At 70.5% G+C, this 26019-nt stretch carries 24 protein-coding genes and 1 pseudogene; 14 read left to right on the top strand and 11 right to left on the bottom strand.

The window, feature by feature from the left end; translation table 11 throughout:
* The first annotated feature begins 58 nt into the window (after nucleotides 1-58).
* Nucleotides 59-1822, top strand: coding sequence for a glycoside hydrolase family 2 protein (locus tag BT341_RS40315; RefSeq protein WP_072481222.1), 1764 nt, complete (start codon nucleotides 59-61; stop codon nucleotides 1820-1822).
* Between the two features lie 329 nt (nucleotides 1823-2151).
* On the opposite strand, the gene BT341_RS40305 is transcribed toward BT341_RS40315, so the two are convergent.
* The 3 genes from BT341_RS40305 to BT341_RS40295 are packed head-to-tail and all read right to left on the bottom strand — an operon-like array spanning nucleotide 2152 to nucleotide 4928.
* Entirely contained in the window at nucleotides 2152-2640 is a 489-nt protein-coding gene (locus tag BT341_RS40305; protein WP_072481220.1) for a glutathione peroxidase, read from the bottom strand.
* Between the two features lie 12 nt (nucleotides 2641-2652).
* Complete coding sequence (locus BT341_RS40300) at nucleotides 2653-4158, bottom strand: 1,4-alpha-glucan branching protein domain-containing protein (protein ID WP_072481219.1); 1506 nt, start codon at nucleotides 4156-4158, stop codon at nucleotides 2653-2655.
* Entirely contained in the window at nucleotides 4155-4928 is a 774-nt protein-coding gene (locus BT341_RS40295) for a class I SAM-dependent methyltransferase (protein WP_072481218.1), read from the bottom strand. Before BT341_RS40295 ends, BT341_RS40300 begins: the two co-directional genes overlap by 4 nt.
* 53 nt (nucleotides 4929-4981) lie before the next feature.
* Between BT341_RS40295 and BT341_RS40290 the strand changes: the two are divergent.
* Nucleotides 4982-5405 (top strand): annotated as a pseudogene (locus BT341_RS40290) (hypothetical protein).
* On the opposite strand, the gene BT341_RS40285 reads toward BT341_RS40290, so the two are convergent.
* Nucleotides 5383-6228, bottom strand: coding sequence for a DegV family protein (locus BT341_RS40285; RefSeq protein ID WP_072481217.1), 846 nt, complete (start codon nucleotides 6226-6228; stop codon nucleotides 5383-5385). The pseudogene BT341_RS40290 and the gene BT341_RS40285 sit on opposite strands and share 23 nt — an antisense overlap.
* 242 nt (nucleotides 6229-6470) lie before the next feature.
* Between BT341_RS40285 and BT341_RS40280 the strand changes: the two genes are divergently transcribed.
* From BT341_RS40280 to BT341_RS40265, 4 genes are all read left to right on the top strand, one after another.
* A complete protein-coding gene (locus BT341_RS40280) occupies nucleotides 6471-7256 on the top strand; it encodes an electron transfer flavoprotein subunit beta/FixA family protein (RefSeq protein ID WP_072481216.1) in 786 nt (261 codons plus the stop codon).
* 29 nt (nucleotides 7257-7285) lie between these two features.
* The gene (locus BT341_RS40275; RefSeq protein WP_072481215.1) at nucleotides 7286-8245 is read left to right on the top strand and encodes an electron transfer flavoprotein subunit alpha/FixB family protein; all 960 of its coding nucleotides are present in this window, start codon (nucleotides 7286-7288) and stop codon (nucleotides 8243-8245) included.
* A gap of 146 nt (nucleotides 8246-8391) precedes the next feature.
* Nucleotides 8392-9174: a GNAT family N-acetyltransferase gene (locus BT341_RS40270; protein ID WP_072481214.1), complete on the top strand. Its 783-nt coding sequence runs from the start codon at nucleotides 8392-8394 to the stop codon at nucleotides 9172-9174.
* Complete coding sequence (locus BT341_RS40265; RefSeq protein ID WP_072481213.1) at nucleotides 9171-10055, top strand: lysophospholipid acyltransferase family protein; 885 nt, start codon at nucleotides 9171-9173, stop codon at nucleotides 10053-10055. Before BT341_RS40270 ends, BT341_RS40265 begins: the two co-directional genes overlap by 4 nt.
* Before the next feature lie 54 nt (nucleotides 10056-10109).
* Here the strand turns inward: BT341_RS40265 and BT341_RS40260 are convergent, their stop codons facing one another.
* Nucleotides 10110-11009, bottom strand: coding sequence for an NADP-dependent oxidoreductase (locus BT341_RS40260; protein WP_072481212.1), 900 nt, complete (start codon nucleotides 11007-11009; stop codon nucleotides 10110-10112).
* Nucleotides 11010-11158: 149 nt separating this feature from the next.
* On the opposite strand from BT341_RS40260, the gene BT341_RS40255 reads away from it, so the two are divergent.
* The 4 genes from BT341_RS40255 (at nucleotide 11159) to mnmA (ending at nucleotide 16212) form a co-directional block, all read left to right on the top strand.
* Nucleotides 11159-12442, top strand: coding sequence for a helix-turn-helix transcriptional regulator (locus tag BT341_RS40255; protein ID WP_072481211.1), 1284 nt, complete (start codon nucleotides 11159-11161; stop codon nucleotides 12440-12442).
* Between the two features lie 45 nt (nucleotides 12443-12487).
* Nucleotides 12488-13855: an MFS transporter gene (locus tag BT341_RS40250; RefSeq protein WP_072481210.1), complete on the top strand. Its 1368-nt coding sequence runs from the start codon at nucleotides 12488-12490 to the stop codon at nucleotides 13853-13855.
* A gap of 64 nt (nucleotides 13856-13919) precedes the next feature.
* Nucleotides 13920-15116 carry a cysteine desulfurase family protein gene (locus tag BT341_RS40245; protein WP_072481209.1) on the top strand — a complete coding sequence of 399 codons (1197 nt, stop codon included), beginning with the start codon at nucleotides 13920-13922 and terminating at the stop codon, nucleotides 15114-15116.
* A gap of 4 nt (nucleotides 15117-15120) precedes the next feature.
* Nucleotides 15121-16212 (top strand): tRNA 2-thiouridine(34) synthase MnmA, encoded by a 1092-nt coding sequence (gene mnmA, locus BT341_RS40240; protein WP_072481208.1) that lies wholly within the window; start codon nucleotides 15121-15123, stop codon nucleotides 16210-16212.
* A gap of 7 nt (nucleotides 16213-16219) precedes the next feature.
* Here mnmA and BT341_RS40235 read toward each other — a convergent pair whose 3' ends face one another.
* The 5 genes from BT341_RS40235 to BT341_RS40215 all read right to left on the bottom strand — a co-directional run bounded on the left by BT341_RS40235 (nucleotide 16220) and on the right by BT341_RS40215 (nucleotide 20646).
* The gene (locus tag BT341_RS40235; protein WP_072481207.1) at nucleotides 16220-17500 is read right to left on the bottom strand and encodes a DUF222 domain-containing protein; all 1281 of its coding nucleotides are present in this window, start codon (nucleotides 17498-17500) and stop codon (nucleotides 16220-16222) included.
* A 229-nt stretch (nucleotides 17501-17729) separates the two neighbouring features.
* Nucleotides 17730-18182, bottom strand: a complete 453-nt coding sequence (locus tag BT341_RS40230) for a GNAT family N-acetyltransferase (protein WP_143168791.1) — start codon at nucleotides 18180-18182, stop codon at nucleotides 17730-17732.
* Between the two features lie 10 nt (nucleotides 18183-18192).
* Nucleotides 18193-18594: a GNAT family N-acetyltransferase gene (locus tag BT341_RS40225; RefSeq protein WP_072481206.1), complete on the bottom strand. Its 402-nt coding sequence runs from the start codon at nucleotides 18592-18594 to the stop codon at nucleotides 18193-18195.
* A 79-nt stretch (nucleotides 18595-18673) separates the two neighbouring features.
* Nucleotides 18674-19717 carry an MBL fold metallo-hydrolase gene (locus BT341_RS40220; RefSeq protein WP_072481205.1) on the bottom strand — a complete coding sequence of 348 codons (1044 nt, stop codon included), beginning with the start codon at nucleotides 19715-19717 and terminating at the stop codon, nucleotides 18674-18676.
* A gap of 104 nt (nucleotides 19718-19821) precedes the next feature.
* Nucleotides 19822-20646 carry an LURP-one-related family protein gene (locus BT341_RS40215; RefSeq protein ID WP_072481204.1) on the bottom strand — a complete coding sequence of 275 codons (825 nt, stop codon included), beginning with the start codon at nucleotides 20644-20646 and terminating at the stop codon, nucleotides 19822-19824.
* Between the two features lie 135 nt (nucleotides 20647-20781).
* Between BT341_RS40215 and BT341_RS40210 the strand changes: the two genes are divergently transcribed.
* The 4 genes from BT341_RS40210 to BT341_RS40195 all read left to right on the top strand — a co-directional run bounded on the left by BT341_RS40210 (nucleotide 20782) and on the right by BT341_RS40195 (nucleotide 25287).
* The gene (locus BT341_RS40210) at nucleotides 20782-21819 is read left to right on the top strand and encodes a methionine synthase (protein WP_072481203.1); all 1038 of its coding nucleotides are present in this window, start codon (nucleotides 20782-20784) and stop codon (nucleotides 21817-21819) included.
* An 84-nt stretch (nucleotides 21820-21903) separates the two neighbouring features.
* Nucleotides 21904-22608: a hypothetical protein gene (locus BT341_RS40205; protein WP_072481202.1), complete on the top strand. Its 705-nt coding sequence runs from the start codon at nucleotides 21904-21906 to the stop codon at nucleotides 22606-22608.
* Nucleotides 22609-22619: 11 nt separating this feature from the next.
* Nucleotides 22620-24800 carry an NAD-dependent DNA ligase LigA gene (gene ligA / locus BT341_RS40200; RefSeq protein ID WP_072481201.1) on the top strand — a complete coding sequence of 727 codons (2181 nt, stop codon included), beginning with the start codon at nucleotides 22620-22622 and terminating at the stop codon, nucleotides 24798-24800.
* Nucleotides 24793-25287, top strand: coding sequence for a GNAT family N-acetyltransferase (locus BT341_RS40195; protein WP_072481200.1), 495 nt, complete (start codon nucleotides 24793-24795; stop codon nucleotides 25285-25287). Before ligA ends, BT341_RS40195 begins: the two co-directional genes overlap by 8 nt.
* A 61-nt stretch (nucleotides 25288-25348) precedes the next feature.
* Here BT341_RS40195 and BT341_RS40190 read toward each other — a convergent pair whose 3' ends face one another.
* Nucleotides 25349-26002: an ACT domain-containing protein gene (locus BT341_RS40190; RefSeq protein WP_072482441.1), complete on the bottom strand. Its 654-nt coding sequence runs from the start codon at nucleotides 26000-26002 to the stop codon at nucleotides 25349-25351.
* Between the last annotated feature and the right edge of the window lie 17 nt (nucleotides 26003-26019).

Genomic DNA, 26019 nt, shown 5'->3' with positions numbered 1-26019 from the left:
GCCGATCTGTGGCCGGGATCACTGGCGCCCGGGGCGATCTCTGCCACCATCGGCGGGGATGACTGTTCCGGAGAACACCGGCTGGCGCCGGCTCGACCCGCCGCTGTCGACGCCGTGGACCAGCGACGTCGGCCCCGGCAACGCGCTACCCGAGTATCCGCGGCCCCAGCTGACGCGGCCGCGCTGGCTGAACCTCAACGGCGTCTGGGAGTACGCGGGCTGGCCGTCGTCGCCGGACGAACCACGGCCGTCCGGCTACGCCGAGCGGATCTTGGTGCCGTTCCCGCCGGAGTCGGCGTTGTCCGGAATCGGACGACGCGACGAGGTCCTCTGGTACCGGCGGCTGTTCGAAGTCCCCGTCGACTGGCGCGGCTCACGGATCCTGCTGCACTTCGGCGCGGTCGACCAGACGGCGAAGGTGTGGGTCAACAACCAGCTCGTCGCGACGCACGAAGGCGGCTACACGGCGTTCAGCGCGGACATCTCCGACGTCCTGCGGCAGCCGGGGCCGCAGGAGCTGACCGTCCGGGCCGAGGACCGCACCGACATCGAGACGTTCCCGGTGGGCAAGCAGCGCAACGCGCCCGGCGGGATCTGCTACACGGCGTCGTCCGGGATCTGGCAAACGGTGTGGCTCGAGCCGGTGCCCAAGGTCCGCGTCGAACGGCTCGACCTGACCCCGGACCTCACCGGCGTGACGGTGTTCCCGCAGGTCACCGGCGGTTCGGAGATCGTTGTCGTCATTTCGACCACGGACGGCGAAGTCGCCCGCGGCTCGGGGAAGGCGGGGACAGCGGTGCGCGTGGACGTTCCCGAACCGCGCCTCTGGACGCCAGAAGATCCGCATCTCTACACGCTGCGCGTCCAGCTCCTCGACGGGCACGGCGCGGTGCTGGACGAGGTCGGCAGCTACACCGGTCTCCGGACGATCGGCCTGCTCCCGGACGGTCAAGGCCGCCCGCGGATCGCGCTCAACGGCCGGATCACCTTCCTGCACGGTCCGCTCGACCAGGGCTACTGGCCCGACGGCGTCTCGACCGCGCCCACCGACGAAGCCCTGCGCTTCGACCTCGAGAAGACAAAGGAGCTGGGCTTCAACTTCGTCCGCAAGCACGTCAAGGTGGAGCCGGCTCGGTGGTACTTCTGGGCCGACACGCTGGGTTTGGTCGTCTGGCAGGACATGCCGTCGCTGACCGTGTCGTTCGACGGGCCGCCCGGGATCGCCCCGGACCCGGTCCCGCGGGCGAAGGAGCGGTTCGAAGCTGAACTGATCAAAATGATCAACCAGCTGCGAGCGGCCCCGTCGATCGTGGGCTGGGTGCCGTTCAACGAGGGCTGGGGCGAGTTCGACACGGCCCGTGTCGCGGAATTGGTCAAAACCCTCGACCCGGCCCGGCTGATGATCGCGAACAGCGGCGTGAACTGCTGTTTCTCCCGCCCGGACACGGGCGCGGGCGACGTCTACGACGACCACACGTACGTCGGCCCGGGCACACCGGTGATCTCGGACGGCCGAGCGATCGTCGACGGCGAGTACGGCGGCCTCGGCCTGGTCCTGGACGACCACCGCTGGCCCGGGCCGCCGAACGCCTACGAAATGACGCCGACGCGCGAGCGGCTCACCGAGCGCTACGCGGAGGTGAGCACCGCTCTGGAGCGAGTGGTGACCGAGCGGGGGCTGTCGGGCGCGGTCTACACGCAGACGACCGATGTCGAAAACGAGGTCAACGGGCTGCTGACGTATGACCGCCGCGTGGTCAAGGTCGATCCGGAGGTGGTGGCGAAGTGCGCCCGCTCGGTGATCGACGCGGGTTCCGCCTGAGCCGCTGTCGCCGATTTCCGACCACTACCCAGCCGCCAGCCGTGGTCGTCTTGGCCGATGCTCCGGCCAGCCTGTCGCCCCTGTGGTCGATTTTCGGCGACGGCCTCTGACGAGGCCGTCGCGTCCGTGGTCAAAGGCCGACAACAGCGCCCCGCGCAGGGCCGCCGAGTCCGTCACCGCGGCCGCCTCCACCCGGACCGGTCCCGGCGCCGCCGCGTGGACCGTTCGCCGGATTTCGGCCATCAGCGCCGGCCGGCTCCCCGCCGGAACCGCTCAACAGCACCAGGTCCGTGCCGCGCCGGACGCTCATCCGGCGCGGCACCAGCGTCTCACGCCGGAAGCGCGGCCTCGATCGCCTTGACGACCTTCTCGTCCTCGGGCTCGGTGCGCGGCCGGAACCGCGCCAGGACCTCGCCGTCGGCGCTGATCAGGAACTTCTCGAAGTTCCACTGGACGTCGCCTGCTTCGCCGTCCGCGTCGGCCGTCTTGGTCAGCTCCGCATACAGCGGGTGCCGGCCTTCGCCGTTGACCTCGATCTTCTCGAACAGCGGGAACGTGACGCCGTAGGTCGTCGAGCAGAACGTCTGGATCTCCTCCGCGCTGCCCGGCTCCTGACCGGCGAACTGGTTGCACGGAAACCCGACGACGGAAAACCCCTGGTCGCCGAAGCGTTCCTGCAGCCGCTCCAGGCCCGAGTACTGCGGGGTCAGGCCGCATTTCGACGCCACGTTGACCACGAGCAACGCCTTGCCGGTCAGCGAGCCGAGCGAGCTGTCCTGCCCGTCGAGGGTCTTGACCGGAATTTCGTGGATCCCCATCCGAAGAACCTTTCAGTCGTGCTTCAGCGCCCGGGCGTCGAGGTGCCCGAACGGTCCGTCGTCGGCGCGGTAGGCGGCGGCGAGCTCCTCGGCCCTGGCGCGGTCGCCGCGGCGTAGCAAATCGGCCAAAGCGTCGAAGCGCTCGGTGTGGACCGCCGCGCGACGACGCGCGTAGTCCGCGGCCGAATCCTTCGTCACCATGAACGCCCAGTCGCTCTCCAGCGCCAGCATCGCCTCCGCGACGGCCTGGTCGGCGACGGTGTCGCGGGCCGTGGTCGCCAAACCGGCAACGAGGTCGAGGAGCCGTTCCTGCAGCGCCGCGTTGGCGGCGACCATGTCCTTGACCTGCTCGCCGTCCCACACGCGCCAGTCCTTGCCCGACCCCCACGACGACGCGGGCAGGTCGATCGGCTCGCCGATGTGCCCCGCTTCGAGGGCGCCCTTCAGCGTCGTCACGCGGACGCCGGCCTCAGGCAAAGCGCGCAACACGCCCTCCAGCCACGCCGGCCCTTCGTGCCACCAGTGCCCGAAGAGCTCTGTGTCGTACGCGGCGACAACGAGCGCTTCGCGGCCGTGTTGCGCCTTCAGCGAACGCAGCCGCGTCACGACGGTGTCCACGAAGTCCTTGACGTGCAGTCCGAGGGTGTCCGCGGCCAGCGACGGGTCGTACGGCGCCTTGTCCGGCGGTTCGACCGTCTTGCCGGTGACTCGCGACGCCTTGAGCCCGACCTCGTGCGCCCAGGTGTGGAAGTCGCGGTAGGCGGCGTGGCCCGGGTAGCCGGCCTTCGGCGACCAGACCCGGTAGGTCACTTCGAGGTCGCGCCCGAACGCGACCACGTCGCTGTCGCCGACCGGCCGCGCGGCCCAGGTCCGGCCCCGCAACGACGGCCCGTCGACCATGAACCGCCGCACGCCGGCGGCCGCGTAGTCGTTTTCCATACCAGGCGCGTAGCCGCACTCCGGCGCCCAGATTCCCTCGGGCCGCGACCCGAGGCGCAACGCGGTGTCGGCCAGGCCGGCGTTGAGCGCGAACTCGCGCACCCGCGGGTCCAGCAGCGGCTGGAACGGGTGGGCCAGGGGGCCGCCGAGCAGCTCGATCGTCGAATTGTCGACCAGCGAACGAAGGACCGGGGAGAAGCCGTGGCGCCAGCGCGTCCCCAGCTCCTCGGCCGCGCGGACCGCGGTCCGGTGCTCGGCCGCCGCCAGCTCGCGCAGGACCGGGTCGCCGCGCCACAGCGTCGACGCGTGCTGCGCGCGCAGCTGCCAGTGGCCGAGCCAGTCGTGGAACGCGCGGATGCTGTACGGGTCGTCGAGCTGCGCGGCGAGCACCGGCGTGACACCCAGCGTCAGCACGTCCCGGCGGCCTTCGGCGGCGAATCGCTCCAGCAGCTCGACCATCGGCAGGTACGAATGCGCCCACGCCTGGTACAGCCATTCCTCGCCGACCGGCCAGCTCCCGTGGTGCGGCAGCCACGGCAGATGACTGTGCAGGACCAGGCAGAACGTGCCTTCGCTCATCGGCGCACCGCCACGGCGACCAGGTCGAGGCTGGCGTCGAGGTCGTCGCCGTGGATGGCGAAGCCCGTGGCCTCGATCGCGGCGACGTCGGCGAGCAGCGCCTCCGGCCAGACCGCCTGACCGGGCAGCGAGCCCATGACCACGTCGAGCTGGGCGTCGATGATCGAACCGCCGTACCGCTCGTCGAGCGCGCGCACGGCCTCGCCGTGGTGCAGGCCGTGCAGCGTCTCGATGTCGAACCCCGCGTCGGTGAGCAGCCCGGCCAGCTCGTCCGGCGCCAGCTCGCGGGTGTGGAACGGGTTCAGCGGCGTGTCGCTGTCCGGGGTGAAAGTCAGCCGGTTCGGGGTCGTGACCAGCAGTTTGCCGTTTCGCGGCAACACGCGCCGGCACTCGGCGAGGAACCCCGCCTGATCCCACAGGTGCTCGATGACCTGGAAATTGGCCACGACGTCGACCACACCGTCGCGCACCGGCAGCGCCGCCAGGTTCGCCCGCGCGACGCCGACTTCCGGGTAGCGGCGGGCGACGTGCTCGGTCGTCGGCACGTCGTAGTCCAGCGCGAGCACCCGGCGGGCCGTCGTCGCGAGGAGGCTCGCGCCGTAGCCTTCGCCACAGCCGGCTTCGAGCACCGTCGCGTCCGCGCAGTGGGGGAGCAGGGCGAGGTAGGCGGCCTCGTGACGGCGGAACCAGTAGTTCTCCTCGGGGATGCCGGGGACGGTTCGTTCGCCGGTCAGGTGCAGCGCCTCGGCCCGGGTGGCTGGGGTGGTCACCTCCGCGACCCTAGCGGGTGTCACGCCGGGCCCGGCCGTCTCGTTCCGTGGTCATGCAACGGACCATCACCCGCGTTCTGCTCGTGTTCTCCGGCCTGGTCGAGGCCGTGGTCGGAATTTGGCCACTGGTCTCGCCCACCGGCTTCTACCAGGACTTTCCCGGCTTCCGCACGGGATGGGTGGCCGGACGGCGCCTTCGACGAGCACCTCCTGCGCGACTTCGGCGGCCTCAACCTGGCGCTCGCGGCCCTGCTGCTCGGGGCCGCCGTGATGGGCACCACAAGTGTGGCGCGGCTCGCGGCCGTCTCGGCGCTGCTGTTCGGCCTGCCGCACTTCGGGTACCACCTCGGGCACGTCGCGCACTTCGCCCGGATCGACCAGGTGCTGATCGTCGCGACGACCGGGCTCGGCGTGGTCGTGCCGCTCGTCCTGCTGGCCGTCCCCGGCCGGCGGGTCAACCCACCGGGGACACCGTGATGCCGAGCGCGCCGGGGCCGAGGTGCGCGCCGATGACCGTGCTCGCCTCGACCACCAGGCTCTCGGCCATCGCCGGCACACGCCGTTCGATCTGCCTGCCGATCTCCAGCTCGTGGTCACTGGCGCCGAACCGGGTCACGGCGATGTCGGCCCGGAAGCCGCCGGACTTCTTCACCGCGAGGTCGACCATCTTGGCCAGCGCGCGCCGCGTGCCGGGGACGCGGGCCAGCGGCGCGACCTCGCCGTTCTTCACCGTGAGCAGCGGCTTGATCGAGAACGCGGTGCCGAGCATGGCCTGCGCCGCGCCGATCCGGCCGCCGCGGCGCAGGTACTCCAGCGTGTCGACGTAGATGAACTCGGTGCTGCTCGCGCAGCGGCGTTCGGCGGCTTCGATGACACGGTCGGCGTCGCCGCCCGCCGCGGCGGTCCGGGCCGCGGCCACCGCCGCGAAGCCGAGGCTCATGCCGGTGGTCCGGCTGTCGAGGACGTGCACCGGGATGCGGACCTGCTGCGCGGCCTCGCGAGCGGCGCGGACGGTGTCGGACATGCGGCCGGAGATGTGGATGCTGACGATGGCGGTCGCCCCGGAGGCCGCCGCCTCCTGGTAGGTCCAGAAGAACGCCCCCGGATCCGGGGGCGCGGTGGTGATCGTCCGGCCTGCTCTCATCGCGTCGATGACGTCGCCGCGGTCGAAGCGGTTTTCGTCGTCGAACTGACCATCCAGGTTCAGCTGGATCTGGACGACGCCGATGGCCCAGCGGGAAGCGACGATGTCGGGCAGGCAGGAGCTCGAGTCGGTGATGACGGCGATGCGCGCGGGCATGGTGCCGGAGGTTAACCCGTGACACCCACTGCGAGTAGGCCGTGGTTGGTCCGATCGGACGAACGGCCGATCGGGTGGGGTAACCGGTCGACTACCGGGACGATCGTCCCACTAAATTGCGCATCCAGGTGAATGGCGTCACCTCGACGGGTCCTGCGCCCCGAATGGCCCTAATCTACCGGCCAGTAGAGCACTGACCCGTGGTCGTCCGCGGGGCACAACCGGGAGGTCGAAGCAGACCCATGACGAACATCGTTGTCCTGGTCAAGCAGGTACCGGACACCTACTCGGAGCGGAAGCTCAACGGGACCGACCACACCCTTGACCGCGAATCCGCCGACGCCGTGCTCGACGAGATCAACGAGAAGGCCGTCGAAGAGGCGCTGAAGATCAAGGAAGCCGGCGAGGGCGAGGTCACCGTGATCTCCGTGGGCCCCGACCGCGCGACCGACGCCATCCGCAAGGCGCTGTCCATGGGCGCCGACAAGGCCATCCACGTCTCCGACGAGGCGCTGCACGGCTCCGACGCGATCGCGACCGCCAAGGTGCTCGCCGCCGCGATCGGCAAGGTCGAGGGCTTCGACCTGGTCATCGCCGGCAACGAGTCGTCCGACGGCCGCGGCGGCGCCGTCCCGGCGATCCTCGCCGAGCTGCTCGGCCTGCCGCAGGTCACCTACGTGCGTGAGCTGACCGTCGACGGTTCGACGATCAAGGCCACCCGCGAGACCGAGGACGGCCTCACCCACCTCGAGGCGAGCCTGCCCGCGATCGTGAGCGTCGGCGAGAAGATCAACGAGCCGCGCTACCCGTCCTTCAAGGGCATCATGGCCGCGAAGAAGAAGCCGGTCGAGACGTTCACCATCGCCGACCTGGGCATCGACGCGGGCGAGGTCGGCCTCGCCAACGCGTGGTCGACCGTGACCGAATCCGCGCCCAAGCCGCCGCGCACCGCCGGCGAGAAGGTCGAGGACGAGGGCGACGGCGGCACCAAGGTCGCCGAGTACCTGGTCGCGCAGAAGCTCATCTGACAACGGTCCTTCGAGGAGGAAGTAGAACCATGGCTGAAGTACTCGTCCTCGTCGACCACGTCGACGGTGAGGTCAAGAAGGTCACGCTCGAGCTGCTGACCGCCGCCCGCGCGCTCGGCGAGCCGTCGGCCGTCGTCGTCGGCCCGGCCGGCACCGCGGGCAAGGCGAAGGAGGCGCTGGCTTCGCACGGTGCCGCCAAGGTCTATGTCGCCGAAGGCGACGACGCCGCGAACTACCTGGTCACGCCCAAGGTGGACGTGCTCGCCGCGCTCGCGCAGCGGGTGTCCCCGGCCGCCGTCCTGGTCACCGCCAGCGGTGAGGGCAAGGAGGTCGCCGCCCGCCTGGCCGTGCGCCTGGGCTCCGGCCTGATCTACGACGCCGTGGGCGTCAACGGCGACGGCGTCATCGACCAGTCGATCTTCGGCGGCGCGTTCTCGGTCAAGTCCAAGTCCGCCAAGGGCGCGCCGGTCGTCTCCATCCGCCCGGGCGCGGTCGAGGCCGAGCCCGCCGAGGGCGCGGCGGCCGAAGAAACCGTCGAGCTGCCGGCGGTCGACGCGGCGAAGGCCACTCGCATCACCGGTGTCGAGCCGGTGACCGGCGGTGACCGTCCGGAGCTGACCGAGGCCTCGATCGTGGTCTCCGGTGGCCGCGGCGTCGGCTCGGCGGAGAAGTTCGACGTCGTCGAGAAGCTGGCCGACTCGCTCGGCGCGGCGGTCGGCGCGTCGCGTGCGGCTGTCGACTCCGGTTACTACCCGGCGCAGTTCCAGGTGGGTCAGACCGGCAAGACCGTGTCGCCGCAGCTGTACATCGCGCTCGGCATCTCCGGCGCGATCCAGCACCGCGCCGGCATGCAGACGTCGAAGACGATCATCGCCGTCAACAAGGACCCGGAGGCGCCGATCTTCGAGATCGCCGACTTCGGCATCGTCGGCGACCTGTTCAACGTGGCGCCGCAGCTGACCGAAGCGGTCGAGAAGCGCAAGGGCTGACAGCTCTTTCCGAAGGGCCTTCCGGGACACCCCGGAAGGCCCTTCGTGCGTTTTCGGGACAGAGAACCCGCCATTAACTGAACGTGCATTTACCGGTCATCGGATGACACTCTCCGCGGCTTCCTCCGCGCAGGTACACCTTGACCATGACGACGTCACAGCTCCTCGTCAGCACTGATCAGGCGGGTGCCGACCTCCCCGCGGACGCTCCCCGGTACTCGCTTCTCGTCGCCCACGCGAACGAAGAAGTCGTCGCCGCGCAGAAACTGCGTCACCGGGTTTTCGCCGAGGAGATGGGCGCGCGGCTGCACTCGCCGACGCCCGGTCTCGACGTCGACGAGTTCGACGAGTTCTGCGACCACCTCGTCGTCCGCGACGACAACACGGGCGAGATCGTCGGCTGCTACCGGATGCTGCCGCCCGAGCGCGCCGCCCAGGCCGGGAAGCTGTACGCCGACAGCGAATTCGACCTCAGCGCGATCGACGGCCTGCGCCCGCACCTCGTCGAGACCGGCCGGTCGTGCGTGCACCCGGACCACCGCAGCGGCGCCGTCGTCAGCCTGGTCTGGGCCGGGATCGCCCGGTACATGCTGCTTTCGGGCCACCGCTACCTCGCCGGCTGCGCGTCCGTCCCGCTGGTCGACGGCGGTGCCTTCGCCGCCGGCGTCTGGGACGTCCTGCGCACTAAGCACTACTCGGCCGAGGACACGCGCGTGTCGCCGCTGATCCCGTGGGACGCCTCGGGGATCGAACGGCCGGACCGCTCGATCCTGCCGCCGCTGATCAAGGGCTACATCCGCCTCGGCGCCAAGGCCTACGGGCCGCCCGCACTCGACGCCGACTTCGGCGTCGCGGACTTCTTCGTCGTCCTCGACCTGCACCACGTCGACGAGCGGTACCTCAAGTTCTTCCTCGGGGTCCAGGCATGAGCCACGCGTGGATGCCGACGTCCCCGTGTGGCGACGGTTGCCTGACCGGCAGCGAGCCGGTCGTCGCGTTCCCGCGGCGGGTGCTGCGGTTCACCGCGGCGATCCTGGTCGTCGTCGCAGCGCTGGCGTCGGCGCCGCTGCTGCTCGTGTCGTGGGGCCGCGAGCGCCGGATCCGGCTGATCTTCCGCGGCGTGCTGCGCGCGTTCGGCGTCCGGCTGGACATCCGGGGCGGCGCCGACTTCCTCACCGCGCCCGCCGGCCGTGGCGCGCTGGTGGTCAACAACCACATCTCGTGGCTGGACATCGTCGCGATCAACGCGTTGCGGCCGATGCGCGCGCTGGCCAAGAAGGAGATCGCGGGCTGGCCCGTGCTGGGCGGCCTGGTCCGCCGCGGCGGCAGCATCTTCCTGGACCGCGAACGGCTGACGGCGCTGCCCGCGACCATGGCGGCCCTGGCCGACGCCCTCCGGACGGGGTCACTGGTCAGCGTCACCCCGGAAGGCACGACGTGGTGCGGCCTGGCTTCGGGCCGCTTCACGACGGCGACGTTCCAGGCGGCCATCGACGGCGGCGTCCCGGTTCGCCCGATCGCATTGCGATACCGCCTCGCCGACGGCCGCGAGACGAGCCGCCCGGCGTTCATCGGCCCGGAGTCGCTGATCGCGTCGCTGCGCCGGGTCGCGGCCCTGCGCGGGCTCGTGCTCGAGATCCACATCTGCCCGGAGATCGCGCCGGGCCGCGCGGAAAACCGTCGTGAGCTGGCCGCCCTCGCCGAGGCGGCGGTGCACTCCGCGCTGGGCACGGTGAAGATCCCGGCCCAGCGGAAGCGCCGCGTCACGGACCGCCGTCCCGCACCGCTGGCTTCGCCTCCCGCGAAGTGATCCGGGCCCTGTCGCCGCGATCCGGCGACAGGCCCGGGTTGTTCCTGGACGGCTTCAGCCGATCGTGAGGGTGAGCTTCCCGCCGGGGTGCCCGCCCTCGCTTTCGATCTGCGCGTCGGCCGCCTTGTCGAGCGGGTAGCTGTTGCCCTGCGCGATCCGGACCCCGCGGTCGGTCACCCAGCCGGCGATCTCGGTCAGGACCTCACGCGACTGCGTGCCGCCACTCGAGAACGGGATGCCCAGCTCGAACGCGGCACCGTCGGCGATGGTGACGATCCGGTCCTTCGTGCCCCGCAGCTCGATCGCGGCGGGCAGCACGCCGTGGCCGACGGCGTCGAACACGGCGTCCACCGGCCCAGGCGCGGCCTCGCGGACTCGCTCCACCCAGCCGTCGCCGTACGGCACCGGCACGACGCCCAGCGACTTCAGATCGTTGAAGTTCCGGCTGCCGGCGGTGCCGATGACGGTCGCGCCCCGCGCCACAGCGACCTGCGCGCCGAACCGCCCGACCGTGCTGCTGGCGCCGTTGACCAGCAGCGTTTCGCCTTCACGGACGTCGAGCAGCCCGAGGACGCGCAGCGCCGTCTCCCCGGCGACCGGCAGGGCCGCCGCGTCCGCCCACGAGATGCTCGCGGGCTTCGGCGCGACCGTCTTCGCCAGCGCGTACTCCGCGTAGGCGCCGGTCTCGGACCAGCCGAACACCTCGTCACCGACGGCGAAGTCCGCGCCCTCGCCGACGGCGTCGACGACACCGGCCACCTCGAGGCCGGGGACGTGCGGGAAGCTGACCTGGAAGTTCGGCATGGCGCCGCTGCGGATCTTCCAGTCGATCGGGTTGATCCCGGCGGCGCGGACGGCCAGCCGCACCTGCCCCGGGCCGGGCTCGGGCACCGGCACCTCGGACAGCTGCAGGACCTCGGGCCCGCCGTAGGTGGAGAAGGTGATCGCTCGCATGGTGGTCTCTGTGCTCCTCGGGTCGTGGATTCGCATGTCCTCTGCACGGAGTCAACTCGTCCGGCGGGCTCACCGAACCACTCGGACGAGCAGTGTTCACTAGCCGGCCGAGCAGGCCGTCGTAGTGCGCTCGCGCCTACCTTGGACGCATGGACGCTTCCTGGTCGAATCCGCGTCACGTACTGGCCGTCGTCGAGCGGCTGCTGTCGGCCCCGCGGCCGCACCTGCTCCAGCGGTTCTCCGAGGAGCTGGAGAAGCTGATCCCGCATCGCGCGGCGGCCATGCAGACCGGGGACTGTCCCCGCAGCCCGCTCAAAGTGGTCGGCGACGAGGCGATCGCCCGGGCCGTGACGAGCGCCGAGCTGCGACGGCTGGCCGACCGCAGCGAACCGGGCAAGCCGCTGGTGGTCGACGGCGTGCTGGGCGGCCTCGAACGCCGTCTGGTCCTGTTTTCGTCGATGCCGGCGGTCGGCAAGGGCGCCGTGCTGGTCGTCGTCCCGCAAGACGTCGAGCTGCCGGCCGCCGAGCTGGAGCTGGGCTCCCAGCTGTGGAACGTCCTCAGCACGGACGCGGGTCAGCGCGCGGCCGACCCCGGCCCCGACGTCCTGGCGAGCAACCTGGCGGCGGCCACAGCGCGGGCCAAGGCGATCACGGACCTCGGCCAGACCCACGCCGCGACGCTGACCACGCTCCTGGCGGTGCTGCGGTCCGGACGCCTCGCCGACGCCGAAGCCCGCCGCACCGCGACCGACCTCGCCGCCGACGCGCTGCTCGACCTCAAAAGTGTCGTCGATCGGGACCAGGCGCTGTCCGAAGAGCGGGCGAGCGTGGCTTTCGCGGCGTTGCGGGCCCAGCTGGCCGACCTGGTGCGCCACACGGAGGTCGACGTGGACCTCGTCGACCCGGTCGGCGACGCGTCGCTCCCGCAGGACATCGCCCACACGGCGCTGACGCTGACCCGTGGCCTGGTGCTCGCCGCGTTGGACCGTCCGGCGACCACGCGGCTGCGGGCGTCGTGGCGCCTGGAGGGCCCGCTGCTGCGGATCACGGTCCGCGACGACTGCCCCGAAGCCGCGGGCGCCGTCCCGGCCCGCGGCCTGACCGAACGGCTCACGACCCTCGGCGGCCACTGGGAGGTCGACGCGGTGCCCGGCTGGGGCACGACGGTCACCGCGGTCCTCCCGCTCGGCGTCGCCGAACCGCCGGAGCTGCGCCCGCTCGACCGGCTCAACCCGCGCGAAGTCGAAGTCCTGACCGGGATCTCGCAGGGCCTGCGCAACCGGCAGATCGCCGAACAGCTGCAGCTCAGCGAGCACACGGTGAAGTTCCACGTCCGCAACATCCTCGGCAAGCTGGACGTGACGTCCCGCGGCGAGGCCGCGGCCCTGGCCCGCGACCTGCGTCTGGAGCCGGTGGCGCACCGCTCGGCGTGAAATCGGCTTGACCTCCAGGGGGCTGGAGGTTGCACGCTGACGATCATGGCTTCGACGCTCGACTCCACACCTCGCCGCCGCGGTGTGCTCTGGACCGCGGAACACCGGCTGACCACGATCGCGCTGCTCCTGGTGGTCACGTTGGTGGCGTTCGAGAGCATGGGCGTCGCGACGGCGATGCCGACGCTGGTCGCCGACCTCGGCGGAATGTCGCTGTACTCGTGGCCGTTCACGACGTTCCTGATCTCGAGCGTGGTGGCGACGGTGCTGTCCGGCCGGATCGGCGACCGCCGCGGCCCGGCGCCGGCACTGCTGGCGGGCCCGGCGCTGTTCGCGGCGGGCTTGGTGGTCGCGGGGACGGCGAGCGGCATGCCGGCGTTCCTCCTCGGCCGCGCACTGCAGGGGTTCGGCGCGGGCCTGCTGCTGGTCTCGGTCTCGCTCCTGATCGCCTTGACGTTCACCGACGAGGAACGCCCGGTGATCTACGCGGCCAACGCGGCCGCCTGGGTCCTGCCGGCGGTGATCGGCCCGTTCCTGGCGGGAGTGGTGACGGTCAGCGTCGGCTGGCGCTGGATCTTCCTCGGCTTGGTCCCGCTGGTAGCCGTCGGAGTGGCGATGCTGCTGGTGGTCGTCCGCCGCCTTCCCGCGCACACGCCCGCCGCGGGAGCCCGCCGCGCTGGTGTGGTCCAGGCGGTGATCGCCGCCCTTGGCGTCGCGGCGTTGACGTGGGCGGCCCAGCACCAGTCGCTTCCGGCCCTCGCCTACGGCACGGCCGGGCTGGTGGCCTTGGGTTACGCGCTCCGGACGCTGCTCCCGGCCGGAACGCTGTCGTCCCGCCCGGGCCTGCCAACGGTCGTCGCCTCCCGCGCCTTGATCGCCGGCGCCTACGCCGGGATGGAGGCGTATCTGCCCTTGACGATGAGTGCGGTCCACGGCTACAGCCCGGCCCTCGCCGGCCTGCCGCTGACGATCACGGCGTTGGGCTGGTCGGCGGCGTCTGCGGCGCAAGGCCGGTTCCTCAACTGGTCGAGAGAGGCATCACTGCGTACGGGCTTCTGGCTGGTCGCGGCCGGGCTGGTCTGCTTCGGCCTGGTATCCCAGCCCTGGTTCCCGGGCTGGCCGGCGTTCGTCGCGTGCGCGGTCGGCGGCGCCGGTATGGGGATCGCGATGCCGGCGATCTCGGTCCTCCTCCTGCGCTACTCGCCCGAGGGCGAGCGCGGATTCAACACTTCGGCGATGCAACTGGCCGACTGGGTGGGCTCGGCCCTTCTCATCGGCCTGGGCGGAGTCCTGCTCAGCGTGATCGGCTCAGTCACCGCGCCGTCGTCGGCGATGGCCCTGCTCACCGTGGCCTTGGTGGCCCTCGCGCTGCTGGGCGTCCGGCTGACGGGACGCTGGCCGTCGAAGGTGTGACAGCCCACTTCCAGGCCGAGGGTGGGCTTCGTCACGCGGTGAAGCGGACTACCCTGATGGGGCGATGACCTATCTCGACCACGCGGCAACCACTCCGATGTTGCCCGAAGCCGTAGCGGCGATGACCGAGGCGCTGTCCAACGTGGGCAACGCCTCCGCGCTGCACTCTTCGGGCCGCCGCGCCCGCCGGATGGTCGAGGAAGCACGCGAGACCATCGCCGAGGCCCTGGGCGCCCGTCCCTCCGAGGTCATCTTCACCGGCGGCGGCACCGAGAGCGACAATCTCGCGCTCAAGGGCATCTACTGGGCCCGCCACGACGAGCACGAGCAGCGCCGCCGCGTTCTGTGCGGTGCTGCGGAGCACCACGCCGTGCTAGACACCGTCGAGTGGCTCGAATCTCACTGCGGCGCCGAGATCACCCTGCTCGACGTCGACAGCCAGGGCCGCGTCTCACCCGACGTCCTGCGTGCCGCCATCGCCACGGATCCCGACTCCGTAGCGCTGGCGACGATCATGTGGGCCAACAACGAGGTCGGCACGATCAACCCGATCGCCGAGCTGGCTGCGGTCTGCGCGGAGTTCGACATCCCGTTCCACACCGACGCCGTTCAGGCCGTCGGCGCCGTTCCGGTCGACTTCGCGGCCAGTGGCGCCGCCGCGCTGACCTTGACCGGGCACAAGCTCGGTGGTCCGTTCGGCGTTGGAGCGCTGCTGCTCGGCCGCGACGTGACCTGCGTGCCCCTGCTACACGGCGGAGGCCAGGAGCGCAGCGTCCGATCCGGCACCCTGGACGTGCCCGCGATCGTCGGATTCGCGACTGCCGTCAGGGCCAGCGTCGCGACCCGCGCCGAATACGCCAAGCGCGTCGAGGAGCTCCGAGACGGCCTGATCGAGGCGGTTCACCGCGAGGTCCCTGATGCCATCCTGAACGGTGGAGACGGCGAGCGGCTGCCAGGTCACGCCCATTTCACGTTCCCAGGTTGCGCCGGCGACAGCCTTCTGATGCTGCTAGATGCCAAAGGCATCGAATGCTCGACGGGCTCCGCGTGCACCGCAGGCGTCGCACAGCCCAGCCACGTTCTGCTCGCCATGGGAGCCGACCCCGCGGCGGCCCGGGGCTCCCTCCGCTTTTCCCTCGGCCACACGTCCACTGCCGCCGATGTCGAGGCTGTGGCCGCTGAGATCGGCGGAGTCGTCACGCGCGCCCGGCAGGCCGGACTGGCCGGAATGCGCAAGCAGACCCAGAAGCAAGAGGTGTAAGGCAATGCGGGTTTTGGCCGCGATGAGCGGAGGAGTCGACTCGGCAGTCGCCGCGGCGCGTGCGGTTGACGCCGGGCACGACGTCGTCGGCGTGCACCTGGCCCTATCCGCCAAACCCGGCACTTTGCGGACCGGATCGCGCGGATGCTGCACGATCGAAGACTCGCACGACGCCCGGCGGGCGGCCGACATCCTCGGGATCCCGTTCTACATCTGGGACTTCGCGGAGCGCTTCACCGAAGAGGTCGTCGAGACCTTCGTCGGTGAATATGCTGCCGGCCGTACGCCGAACCCGTGTGTCACCTGCAACGAGAAGATCAAGTTCGAAGCTCTCCTCGAAAAGGCGATGGCGCTCGGCTTCGACGCGGTCGCGACGGGCCACTACGCACGCCTCTCCGTGGTGGACGGCGTGCCCGAGTTGCGTCGTAGCGCGGACAGCGGCAAGGACCAGTCCTACGTGCTGGCCTCCCTTACCGCCGAGCAGCTCAGCCATGCCATGTTCCCGCTGGGTGACTCGTGGAAGACCGACGTTCGCGCCGAAGCTGAGCGCCGGGGTCTGTCCGTCGCCAACAAGCCGGACAGCCACGACATCTGTTTCATCCCGGACGGTGACACGAAGAAGTTCCTGGAGAACCGGCTGGGGCAGCGTCCTGGCGAGCTCGTCGACGCCGAAACCGGCGCGGTGCTCGGCCGGCACACCGGGGTTCACGGTTTCACCGTCGGGCAGCGCAAGGGCCTGGGGATCGACGCTCCTGCGCCCGATGGCCGCCCTCGGTACGTCCTGTCGCTCGAACCGGTCTCCGGCTCCGTCAAGGTCGGCTCCGCAGCCGGGCTCGGCGTCAAGGTGATCGAGGCTGACCGTGCGATCTGGCCGAGTGGCAAGCCGCTGACCGAGCCGACGGAGTGCGTGGTCCAGGTCCGGGCCCACGGAGGCATCGTCGACGCAGTCGCGGACGTCGACTCCGACACCATGACCGTGCACCTGCGCGAACCGCTGCGTGGAGTCGCTCCCGGGCAGGTCGTCGTGCTCTACCGGCCTGATGCCGAGGGCGGGGACATCGTCCTCGGCAGCGCGAAGATCTCGGGCACGCGCTGACCGTCGGTCACTTCCGGGACTTCTTCCGGTTTCGGTTCGTCCTCGCTCGGCCCCCGTCCAACGACGGTGGCGTCGTCGAGTGCACCCGGCCGGTCGGAGTGGCGACGTTCACGATGCCATCCGGCGTGACTTCGTAGTCCCATCCGGCTTCGTTCTTCAACCGTCGGTGCCGCGAGCAGTACGTGACGGGCTGGTCAGCGGCCTCCTTGGCCTCGCCGCGCGCCCGAGTTGCTTCGACCTCGCAATTCTGCGCAGGGCGCGTGCAACCGGGTTGACGGCACTCGCGATCCCGGACGCGGATGAACTCCTCGTGCGCCGGGTCCAGCGGGTAGCGGGTCGGCGACAGTTCGAGCGCCTGGCCGGAACGCGGATCAGTGAGGACTCGCCGCAGCGTCGTGTCGGAGCCGCTGATGATGCGGCGGGCCACCGACGCCGCGACGGGGCCGCGGCCGGCCAGAGCCGCCGGGAAGTCGTTCAGCCCAAGGTACGTACCCAGGTCGATGTGCAGGAACACCTCGCTGCGCTCGCGCGGGCCGCCCGTTCCGCTCAGCAACAGGTCCATGGCCACGTCCGCGCGGAGCTGATCCAGCGTTCGCGGCTCGTCGGGAGTCTTCAGGGCTCGAGCGGCCCGGTCGATACGCGCGTAGGCGGCGGTCGCCTTCTCGGTGGGCGTGTTGTTGACCGAAAGACTGGTCACTCCCGTGTCCTGGTGGTGCAAGGTCAGCCGGCGCTCGACGAGGCTTCGTTCCGTCCGTTGCGCGGCGCCTTCGGGATCCACTTTCGCGGCCGCGTACGCCGCCGCGCGGCGGACCTGGGTGGCGTTGCGTCCCGGAACACGGTCCTCGAGCATCGCGTCGACGACGCGTGCGTGTTCTTCTGACAGCCACGCTGTCGCATCCGTGATCTTCATGGCGCGGTAGAGGTCGAGCCTGCCGTCGTCCATGAGGTTGAGCATGCGGGGCAGCCGGCCGATCAGCGCGTTGGCCGCCGACACTATGGTGCCGGCCCGATTTTCCGTAATGGACAAGGCCAACGCCACTTCCGAGGCCGCGCTGGGTGCCCGTCTCCGGCGCACGCTCAGGTTCGAGATCGCCCGTAGCTGAAGAGCCTGCAGCTTGGCGATCTCGGCGTCGGCATCGCGGATGAGGTCGATGACTTGGTCGTCTTTCAAGCGCTGCAACGTATCCGGGGCGGCGCGGACCGTCCTCAACATGAACGGCAGCTTGTCGTAGGTGTTCCGGGGCTGCGCCGGAGGCGTGAGCTTGCGGAGTGGTTGTGCAGATGTCATGAGAGCGACGGTACGGGCGCTCGCGCGAAAAGTCCTAAAGGTTCGCAAAATCGGGTGGTAAAAGGGAGCGAACGGTCCATTCGCGCCCTTCGCGGCTTGACTTGGCCGATTGATTTGGGGATCGTCGTTCGTGTCGACGCGGACGCGTGCGGCTGAATGAAGAGATGCTGGATCAAATATGTCCTTTGTGGACGGACAGGAATCGCTTGAATGCCAAGGTATTCCGTTGTCAGAGCTTGAGCTTGAACCCGGTGTGGCTCGGCACGAAGCCGAGGCGCTCGTAGAACCGGTGCGCGGCCACCCTCGACACGTCCGAGGTGAGCTGGACGAGTGCGCATCCGCGTCGTCGCGACTCATCGATCGCCCCGCGCACGAGGTCGGCACCGAGTCCGGAGCCCCGGTGATCGGCGCGGATCCGGACGGCCTCGATCTGGCCGCGAAGCGCGCCGCGGCGGGCGAGGCCGGGAATGATCGTCAGCTGCAGTGTTCCGACCGCTTCGTCGCGGAAGACCACGACCACCAGAGCCTGGTTCGGGTCCGCGTCGATGTCTTCGAACGCCCTGAGATAGGGCCGGAGGTCGTCGGGGTCGTCGCGGGCCGCGCCGAGCTGGTCGTCCGCCAGCATGCGGACGATCGCGCCGACGTCCTCGCGTCGTGCCCTGCGGATGGTGTAGCCGGTCACTGCGCCAGTATCACAGGACGCGAGTGAACCCTTGGTAGCTGTGCTCGAACCCGAAGCGTGCGTAGAACTCTCGCAGGTCGGAGCGACCGAGGCCGGAGTCGAGATGGAGGCGGGAGCAACCTCGTCGCCGCGCTTCGTCGACGCCCCAGGTCAGAAGTGCGCTCGTCACTCCGCGACGAGCGGCGCGGATGCCTTCGAGCAGGCCGCGGGTCGCGCCTTCCCACGCGAGCCCGCGCAACACTGTCAGTTGGGCGGTGCCGGCGACGCCGTTGTCATCCTCGGCGACGACGAGCGTGACGTGCGGTGTGGCCATGAGCTCTCGGAGCGCGGCTGCCAGCGGCTCGCCCGGTGCGCCGAACAAGCGCACGAGCGCCTCGATGTCCGTTGCCCTGGCACGTCTGATGACATCCATTGCACCCAGTATGCAGGAAGCCTGTCGAAGGTCCCACCTGCTACGACGTCACTACTCGCCGTGCTGGACGCGGCATTCTTCAGGTAGTCGTGTAGTGCCGGACGCCGTCGACGAGCTGTGCTTTCAGTTTGTCTTGCGACACCAGCAGGTCGAGGTGCGCGGCCGTCTCCAGGACCGCGAGCATCTGGTTGAACGAGTCCATTTCGGACAGTTTGCGGTTGCGGCGAGTCCAGCCGATGCGGTGTGCGGCCTCGAAGGCCGTGCTCGCTCCGGCTGCGATCTGCGCGCCGATCGTCTCGAGTCGTTGCCTGTGATGGTCCAGCAGCTCGTCGACCCGCGTGTGCACGCTTTCGGACACGGGACCGTGCGCGGGAAGCATGCGGCGGTCCGGCATCGCGCGTACCAGACGCAGCGAGCCGATGAAATCGTTGAGCGGCAGTTCCGCCGGCACGGGCTGGAAGCCGATCGAAGGCGTGATGTGCGGCAGGACGTGGTCGCCGGAGAACAACAGGCCCGCGGTGTCGTCGACGAAGACGACATGGCCGGCCGTGTGCCCCGGAGTGGCGACGACGTCGAACTCGCGGCCGGGCAGGATGGCGCGTGGTCCCGGCGTCAGCCACTCGTCGGGTGCTTCCCAGAGGTCGGCTTCCGTGTGCCGCCGGTCCGTGCCGAAGTCCCGGGCCAGTGCTTCGACGACTTCGCCGGCTCCCGCCTGGAACAACAGGTCGACCTGGGCCTCCATCGGCAGGCTGTCAGGGTTGTTCGACGCCTTCAGCGACGGTTCCTCGTCCTGGCCGAGGGCGATCTTCGAGCCGAACTCGCGGCGAAGGACGACAGCCTGCGAATAGTGGTCGCGATGCACGTGCGTGACGAGGAACTCGCTGACGTCGGCGAGTTCGGCGCCGATCCCGCCGAGCGCGCTCGCGAGCTGTTGCCGTGCCACCGTCAGCGCCCAGCCCGAGTCGACCAGGAGCAGCTTCTCGCCGTCGGTGACCGCGTAGACGTTCACCGCGCGCAGACCGTCGTTGGGCAGGGGCAACGGGATCCGGTAGACGCCGGCCGAGACCTCGTAGATTCCGGGCTCGGTCCAGTTCCTGTCGCTGCTTTCCGGCAACGGTTCCACGGTGACCTCCGTCCCGGCGAGACTGCGGTGTCCCGGCCTTTCTTCACCCTGAGCTGTACCGCGCCCGCTGTCCACCTGGAGAAGCTGAGACGCCGGTCACTCGATCAGTCGGTGTCCTGCTTCAGGGCGGTGTCGATCGTGAGGGCCGCGGCGACGACCATGCTGGCGAGCGGATCCGGAAGAGGGTGGGGAATCTCGACGACGTAGTTGTCCGCGGTGGTGAAGGCGGCTTTGAGGAACCCGCCCCACGTCTTGGTCACCCGCGCGACCTCGGTGCCGTTGTGGTCCCGGATCGAGAAGTTCCAGGCGCGCCAGTTCTCGGCGAAGATCCCACCGACCGGGCGGCCGTCGACGACGAAACCGAAGCGGATCTTGCCGAAGACGTTCTCCTGGACGATCTCGCCGATCGGCGTCTCGTCGGCCCGCGTGACGAGGAACCGCGACTTGAAGACCTTGGCGGGCCGGGTCACCTTCAGCACGGTGCTGTGGTTGGCGTCGCGGACCTCGAACTTGTGGGTCAGGAACTGGTCGTAGTTGGTCAGCAGCCGGATCGCCTTCTTCAGCGCGCTCTGGCCGACCTGCACGACTCCGCCGATCCGGTTGCCGTGCTGGTCGAAGACGCCGAACTCGTTCGCCATTTCGATCAGCTTGGCGCGCTGGTTGACGACGAGGACCGGCTCGGTGAACAGCGTCCCGCCACCGCTGCGGGCGGCGCCCCGGCCGCGGGTCGCGCGGTTGACCTGGTCCTGGATCCGGGCCGGGTCATGGGCGCGCTCGATGTCCAGCTCGATCGGCTCGGAGTCGCTCGGCGGCGGTGCCTGGTAGGCCGGCCGCGTGTTGGCGGTCCAGGTCTGGCCGTCCCACCAGCGGTGCAGACGGGGATCCCGCGCGTCGGGATACCAGCCCGGTTGCGGTGGCGAACTCGTCATGGCGGGTGAGCCTATCCGCGCTTGTCCGGCCATGGTGGCGATCAAGGCAATTGCGGCGAATGTCCGTCCGCCGGTGGTGCGGGTGCGGCAGCCCGGTGGGCGTGGCCGGTGGGTGGTCGACCAGAATCAGGGGTCGTGACTGAGCGAGTGTGGGCCAGCGGTGCCGCGACGGCGATCGGCTCGATGCCGGGTACGGATCCCGCGGAAGCGGCGGCGATCGTCTTCGGTGAGCTGCCGGACTTTCCGCACCTGCCGGAGCTGCCGGCCCGCGGCGTCGGCGCGGACATGCTCGGCCGGACGGCCGCGCTGCTGGTGGACCTGGCCGTCGACGTCGTGCCGAGCGGCTACCGCGTGGCCGCACGGCCTGGTCACGAGCACCGCCGGGCTGTCGACCTGCTGCGTTGGGATCTCGACGCCGTGCAGGAGGCGCGGGAGAAAGCCGGCGCCGCCCCGCCGGTGTTCAAAGTCCAGCTGGCCGGGCCTTGGACGTTGGGCGCCGGGATCGAGCTGCCCCGGGGACACCGGGTGCTCACCGACCGCGGTGCGCTGCGGGACTTCGCGTCGTCCCTGCTGGACGGCCTCGCCGAGCACGTCGCCGAGGTCCAGGCGCGGACCGGGGCGCCGGTGGTCGTCCAGTTCGACGAACCGTCGCTGCCCGCGGTGCTGGCCGGCGACCTGTCGACGCCGTCCGGCTACGGGAGGGTTCCCGCGGTGCCGGAGCCCGAGGCCCGCGAGCTGCTCACGACGATGATCGACGGGGCGAAGACGATCACCGGCCGGCCGGTGATCGTGCACTGCTGTGCCGGGAAGCCCCCGCTGGGCCTGCTGCGCCAAGCCGGTGCAGACGCTCTGGCCTTCGACATCGCCGCGCTCGACGGCGCCTCCGCCGCGTTCCTCGACGAGATCGGCGAAGTTTGGGACGGCGGCGCGACGCTGTTCCTGGGCGCAGTCCCGCCGACGGCGCCCGCGTCCCCGCCGACCCTGAAAGACGTCGGCGAACCGGTGTTCCGGCTGGCCGACCGGCTCGGCTTCAACCGGAGCGTCCTCGCCGAACGGGCGGTGCCGACTCCCGCGTGCGGCCTCGCCGGCGCCACGCCGGAGTGGATGCGCCGGGCCCTGTCGCTGACGCGTGACCTCGGCAAGGCCTTCGTCGAGCCGCCGGAAGACTGGTGACCGAATCCGGCAACTCGCCGACGTGGGCGTCGCCCGGCAAGTAGCGTGTCGGGGTAGCCGACCGAACGAGGACCACCCGTAACCATGCGCCTGTTCCGCCGCAAGACCACCGCCGCCGATCCGCCTGATCCGCGCACGCCATGGCCTGAGCAGCATGTGCCGGCGGACCCGGAGGCCGCCGCGGAGGCGTTTTGGCAGGGGTGGTTCGACCTGCTTCCGATGATCAGCGCGGCCCTCGGCGAGGGCGAGCCGCACCGCGTGGAGTACGAGCTCTGCCAGCTGGTCGAGGCGCTGCACCCGCGGCTGCACTTCTCGCTCGAACGTGGTCGCCAGGCGATCTACGCCCTGGTCGTGACCGGTCAGGAGGACCCGGAGCTGCGGCCGTTCACCGACGCGTGGCGTGCTGCCGCGCCGCCGGACGACGCGATCTGGGAGTACCACGACTCGGTGCCGCCGGTGCCCGATCCGACCGAGGTCACCGTGAACCTCGGCGAACACCGGATCGCGCTGGCCGACGTCCGCGTCGTCGCGCAGGTCGACGACCAGGAGCAGGTCGTCGACGTCGCGGTCTTCCACCCTCGGTTCGGCGACCTCGACGACGGTGCGCGGCAGACCATGACGTTCCTGCCGCTCGACGCGACATTGGGTGAACGGCTCGCCGCCGAACGGTTACGGCGCGTCGAGACCGCGGCGACCGAGCCGGCCGGCGCGATCACCCTTCTGGAGTTCCGTGAACTGGTCCGCGGGCTGGGCGGCGACCACGCCGAAAATGTCGGTGCCGCCGACTAGGGTTACCACCCGTGAGCAGCACCGAACTTCCCCAGGACCAGGTCGCGGCGGTCGACGCCCCGGTGGCCGCGGAGGACGTCACCGACGTCCCGGCCGACGTCCGCGAGCGGCACAAGGCCCTCGCCGAGGAAGTGCGTGACCACCAGTACCGCTACTACGTCCTCGACTCGCCGATCATCTCCGACGGGCAGTTCGACGAGCTGCTGGGCGAGCTGCAGCGGCTGGAGGACGCGCACCCGGCGCTGGTCACGCCCGAGTCGCCGACCCAGCGGGTCGGCGGCACGTTCTCGACCGAGTTCACCCCGTACGACCACCTCGAGCGCATGCTCAGCCTGGACAACGTGTTCGACCAGGAGTCGTTCCTGGCCTGGCTCGAACGCGTCGAGAAGGAAGTCGGGCGCACCGAGTTCCTCGCCGAGCTGAAGATCGACGGCCTGGCGATCAACCTCCTGTACGAAAACGGCCACTTGACCCGCGGGCTCACACGGGGCGACGGCCGGACCGGTGACGACGTCACGCTCAACGTCCGCACACTCGACCAGGTCCCCGAGACGCTGACCGGCACCGACCGGTTCCCGGTGCCCGCACTGGTCGAGGTGCGCGGCGAGGTCTTCTTCCGTGTCGAGGACTTCCTCGAGCTCAACGCGAAGATGGTCGAAGCCGGCAAGGAGCCGTACGCGAACCCGCGCAACACCGCGGCCGGCTCGTTGCGGCAGAAGGACCCCAAGATCACACGGGAGCGCAGGCTCCGGCTGATCTGTCACGGGTTGGGCAAGCGTGAAGGCTTCGAGCCGCAGCGGCAGTCCGAGGCGTACGAGGCGCTGGCCGCGTGGGGTCTCCCGGTCTCGCCGTACAGCAAGGTCCTGAGGACCGCCGAGGAACTCACCGACCACATCGCCTACTGGGGCGAGCACCGGCACGACGCCGAGCACGAGATCGACGGCGTCGTCATCAAGGTCGACGAGGTGGCGTTGCAGCGACGGCTCGGCACGACGTCGCGCGCCCCGCGGTGGGCGATTGCCTACAAGTACCCGCCGGAAGAGGCGATCACCACGCTGCTGGACATCCAGGTCGGCGTCGGGCGGACCGGACGGGTGACGCCGTTCGCGGTCACCGAGCCGGTCAAGGTCGCCGGGTCGACCGTCGCGCGGGCCACCCTCCACAACCAGGAGGAGGTCAAGCGCAAGGGCGTGCTGATCGGCGATCGGATCGTCATCCGCAAGGCCGGCGACGTCATCCCCGAAGTCCTCGGGCCGGTGGTCGACGCGCGCACGGGCAACGAGCGCGAGTTCGTCATGCCCACCCATTGCCCGGAATGCGGCACCGAGCTCGCCTACCAGAAAGAGGGCGACAAGGACATCCGCTGCCCGAACACGCGGTTCTGCCCCGCACAGCTGCGGGAACGGCTGTTCCACCTGGCCGGGCGCGGCGCCTTCGACATCGAGGTCCTCGGGTACGAGGCGGCGGTCGCCCTGCTCGACGCACGCGTGGTCGCCGACGAGGGCGACGTCTTCGACCTGAACGAAGACAGCCTCGCCGAGGTCGAGCTGTTCCGGACCAAGGCCGGCGAGTTGTCGGCAAACGCGCGAAAGCTGCTCGCCAACCTCGACGTGGCGAAGGACCGGCCGTTGTGGAAAGTGCTGGTCGCTCTGTCGATCCGGCACGTCGGGCCGACCGCCGCGCAGGCACTGGCTCGCGAGTTCGGCTCCATCGAACGCATCGAGCAGGCCACCGAAGAGGAGCTGGCGAACGTCGACGGTGTCGGGCCGACCATCGCGCGGGCGACACGGGAGTGGTTCGAGGTCGGCTGGCACCGGGAAATCGTCGAAAAATGGCGACGCGCCGGTGTGCGGATGGAGGAGGAGCGGGACGAGTCGATCCCGCGCAACCTCGAAGGCCTGTCGATCGTGGTGACGGGGTCGCTCGACGGCTTCTCCCGCGACGAGGCCAAGGAGGTCATCATGGCCCGCGGCGGGAAGGCCGCCGGGTCGGTGTCGAAGAAGACGGCCTTCGTCGTCGTCGGGGACTCCCCTGGTTCGAAATACGACAAGGCCGTTCAGCTCAAGGTGCCGGTGCTCGACGAAGCCGGCTTCCGCGTCCTGCTGGAGCAGGGGCCCGAGGCGGCGCGGGAGGTGGCGCTGCCGGCCGGTGACGAAACCGGCGAAGACGAGACTGGGGGAACGGATGAGTGACGTCGAGATCCGGCCACCGCGGCCGGAGGACTACGCCGCGGCGGGCGAGGTCACGGTGCAGGCCTACGAGGTCGACGGTCACCTGGCCGACGACGTCGGGTACGACGCGGAGCTGCGCGAAGTCGCGCGGCGCGTCGAACTCGCCGAGGTGCTGGTCGCCGTCGATGAGGCGGGCGACGTGCTCGGCACGGTGACCGTCGTGCAGCCCGGGTCGCCGTACGCCGAGATTTCGCGTCCGGGCGAACTGGAGTTCCGGATGCTCGCGGTGGCGCCGTCGGCGCGGGGACGCGGCATCGGCGAGGCGTTGACCAGAGCCGTGCTCGACCGTGCACGGGCGCTCGGCGTCCGCAAAGTCGTCCTGAGCAGCCTCGCGGGGATGCGCAGCGCGCACCGGCTGTACGAGCGTCTAGGGTTCGCGCGGCTGCCCGAGCGGGACTGGCGGCCGTACCCGCACATCAGCCTGATCGCCTACCAGATCGACGTCTGAAGCCGCGCTGACCTGCGCGTTGTCGAAAATCGACCACTTCTCGACAACGGTCGCGGCAGCGTCAGCCGTCGAGGACGACCGCGACGATCCCCGCCAAGTGGGCGAGGCGGGCGACCTCGGCGGCGCGGAAGGCGGGCCCGCCCGGGCGGGCGACCAGCAGCGCCTTGCCCGGCTTGCCGAGCGGCGTCGCCGCCAGCTCGGTGCCGAGCTCCTTCCACGTCTCCGGGATCCAGGCTTCTTCGCCGTCGAGGACGGTCGCGCGCTCGAGCGGTAGCCACGGCAGGTCCGTGATCGGCGTCTCAGGGGCGGCGCTCGACGACGCGAGCCGGAGCGCGCCGGTCTCGGAGTGTTCGACGATCATCGCCCAGCCGGCGCGCACGATGCGCGGCACGCCCTCGGCGAGGACGTCGAGGCCGGACTTCGGCTGCGCGGCGATCTCCTCGACCAGCTCCAGCTCGCGGTGCGTGTCGAGTACGCCCGCGTACGGGCGGACCGCGTCCACTTCGACGCCTTCGACGCTCTCCGCCGCCGTGATCAGCGCGTCGGGCAGGCGGCCGGACGGCAGCTCGACGACCAGGTCGTCCACCGCCACTCCGGTGCCGCGCTCGACGACGTCCACGCTGAGGATGTCGGCGCCTACCGTGCCGAGCGCCGTGGCGACCGCGCCGAGGGTCCCCGGGCTGTCCGGAAGGAGGACCCGGATCAGGAACGACACCACGCGCCCCTCTCGCC

This window comes from Amycolatopsis australiensis (assembly GCF_900119165.1).
GTDB lineage: Bacteria > Actinomycetota > Actinomycetes > Mycobacteriales > Pseudonocardiaceae > Amycolatopsis > Amycolatopsis australiensis.
Note: the sequence above shows the minus strand (reverse complement) of the source record. Positions and strands in the feature narration are given on the sequence as shown.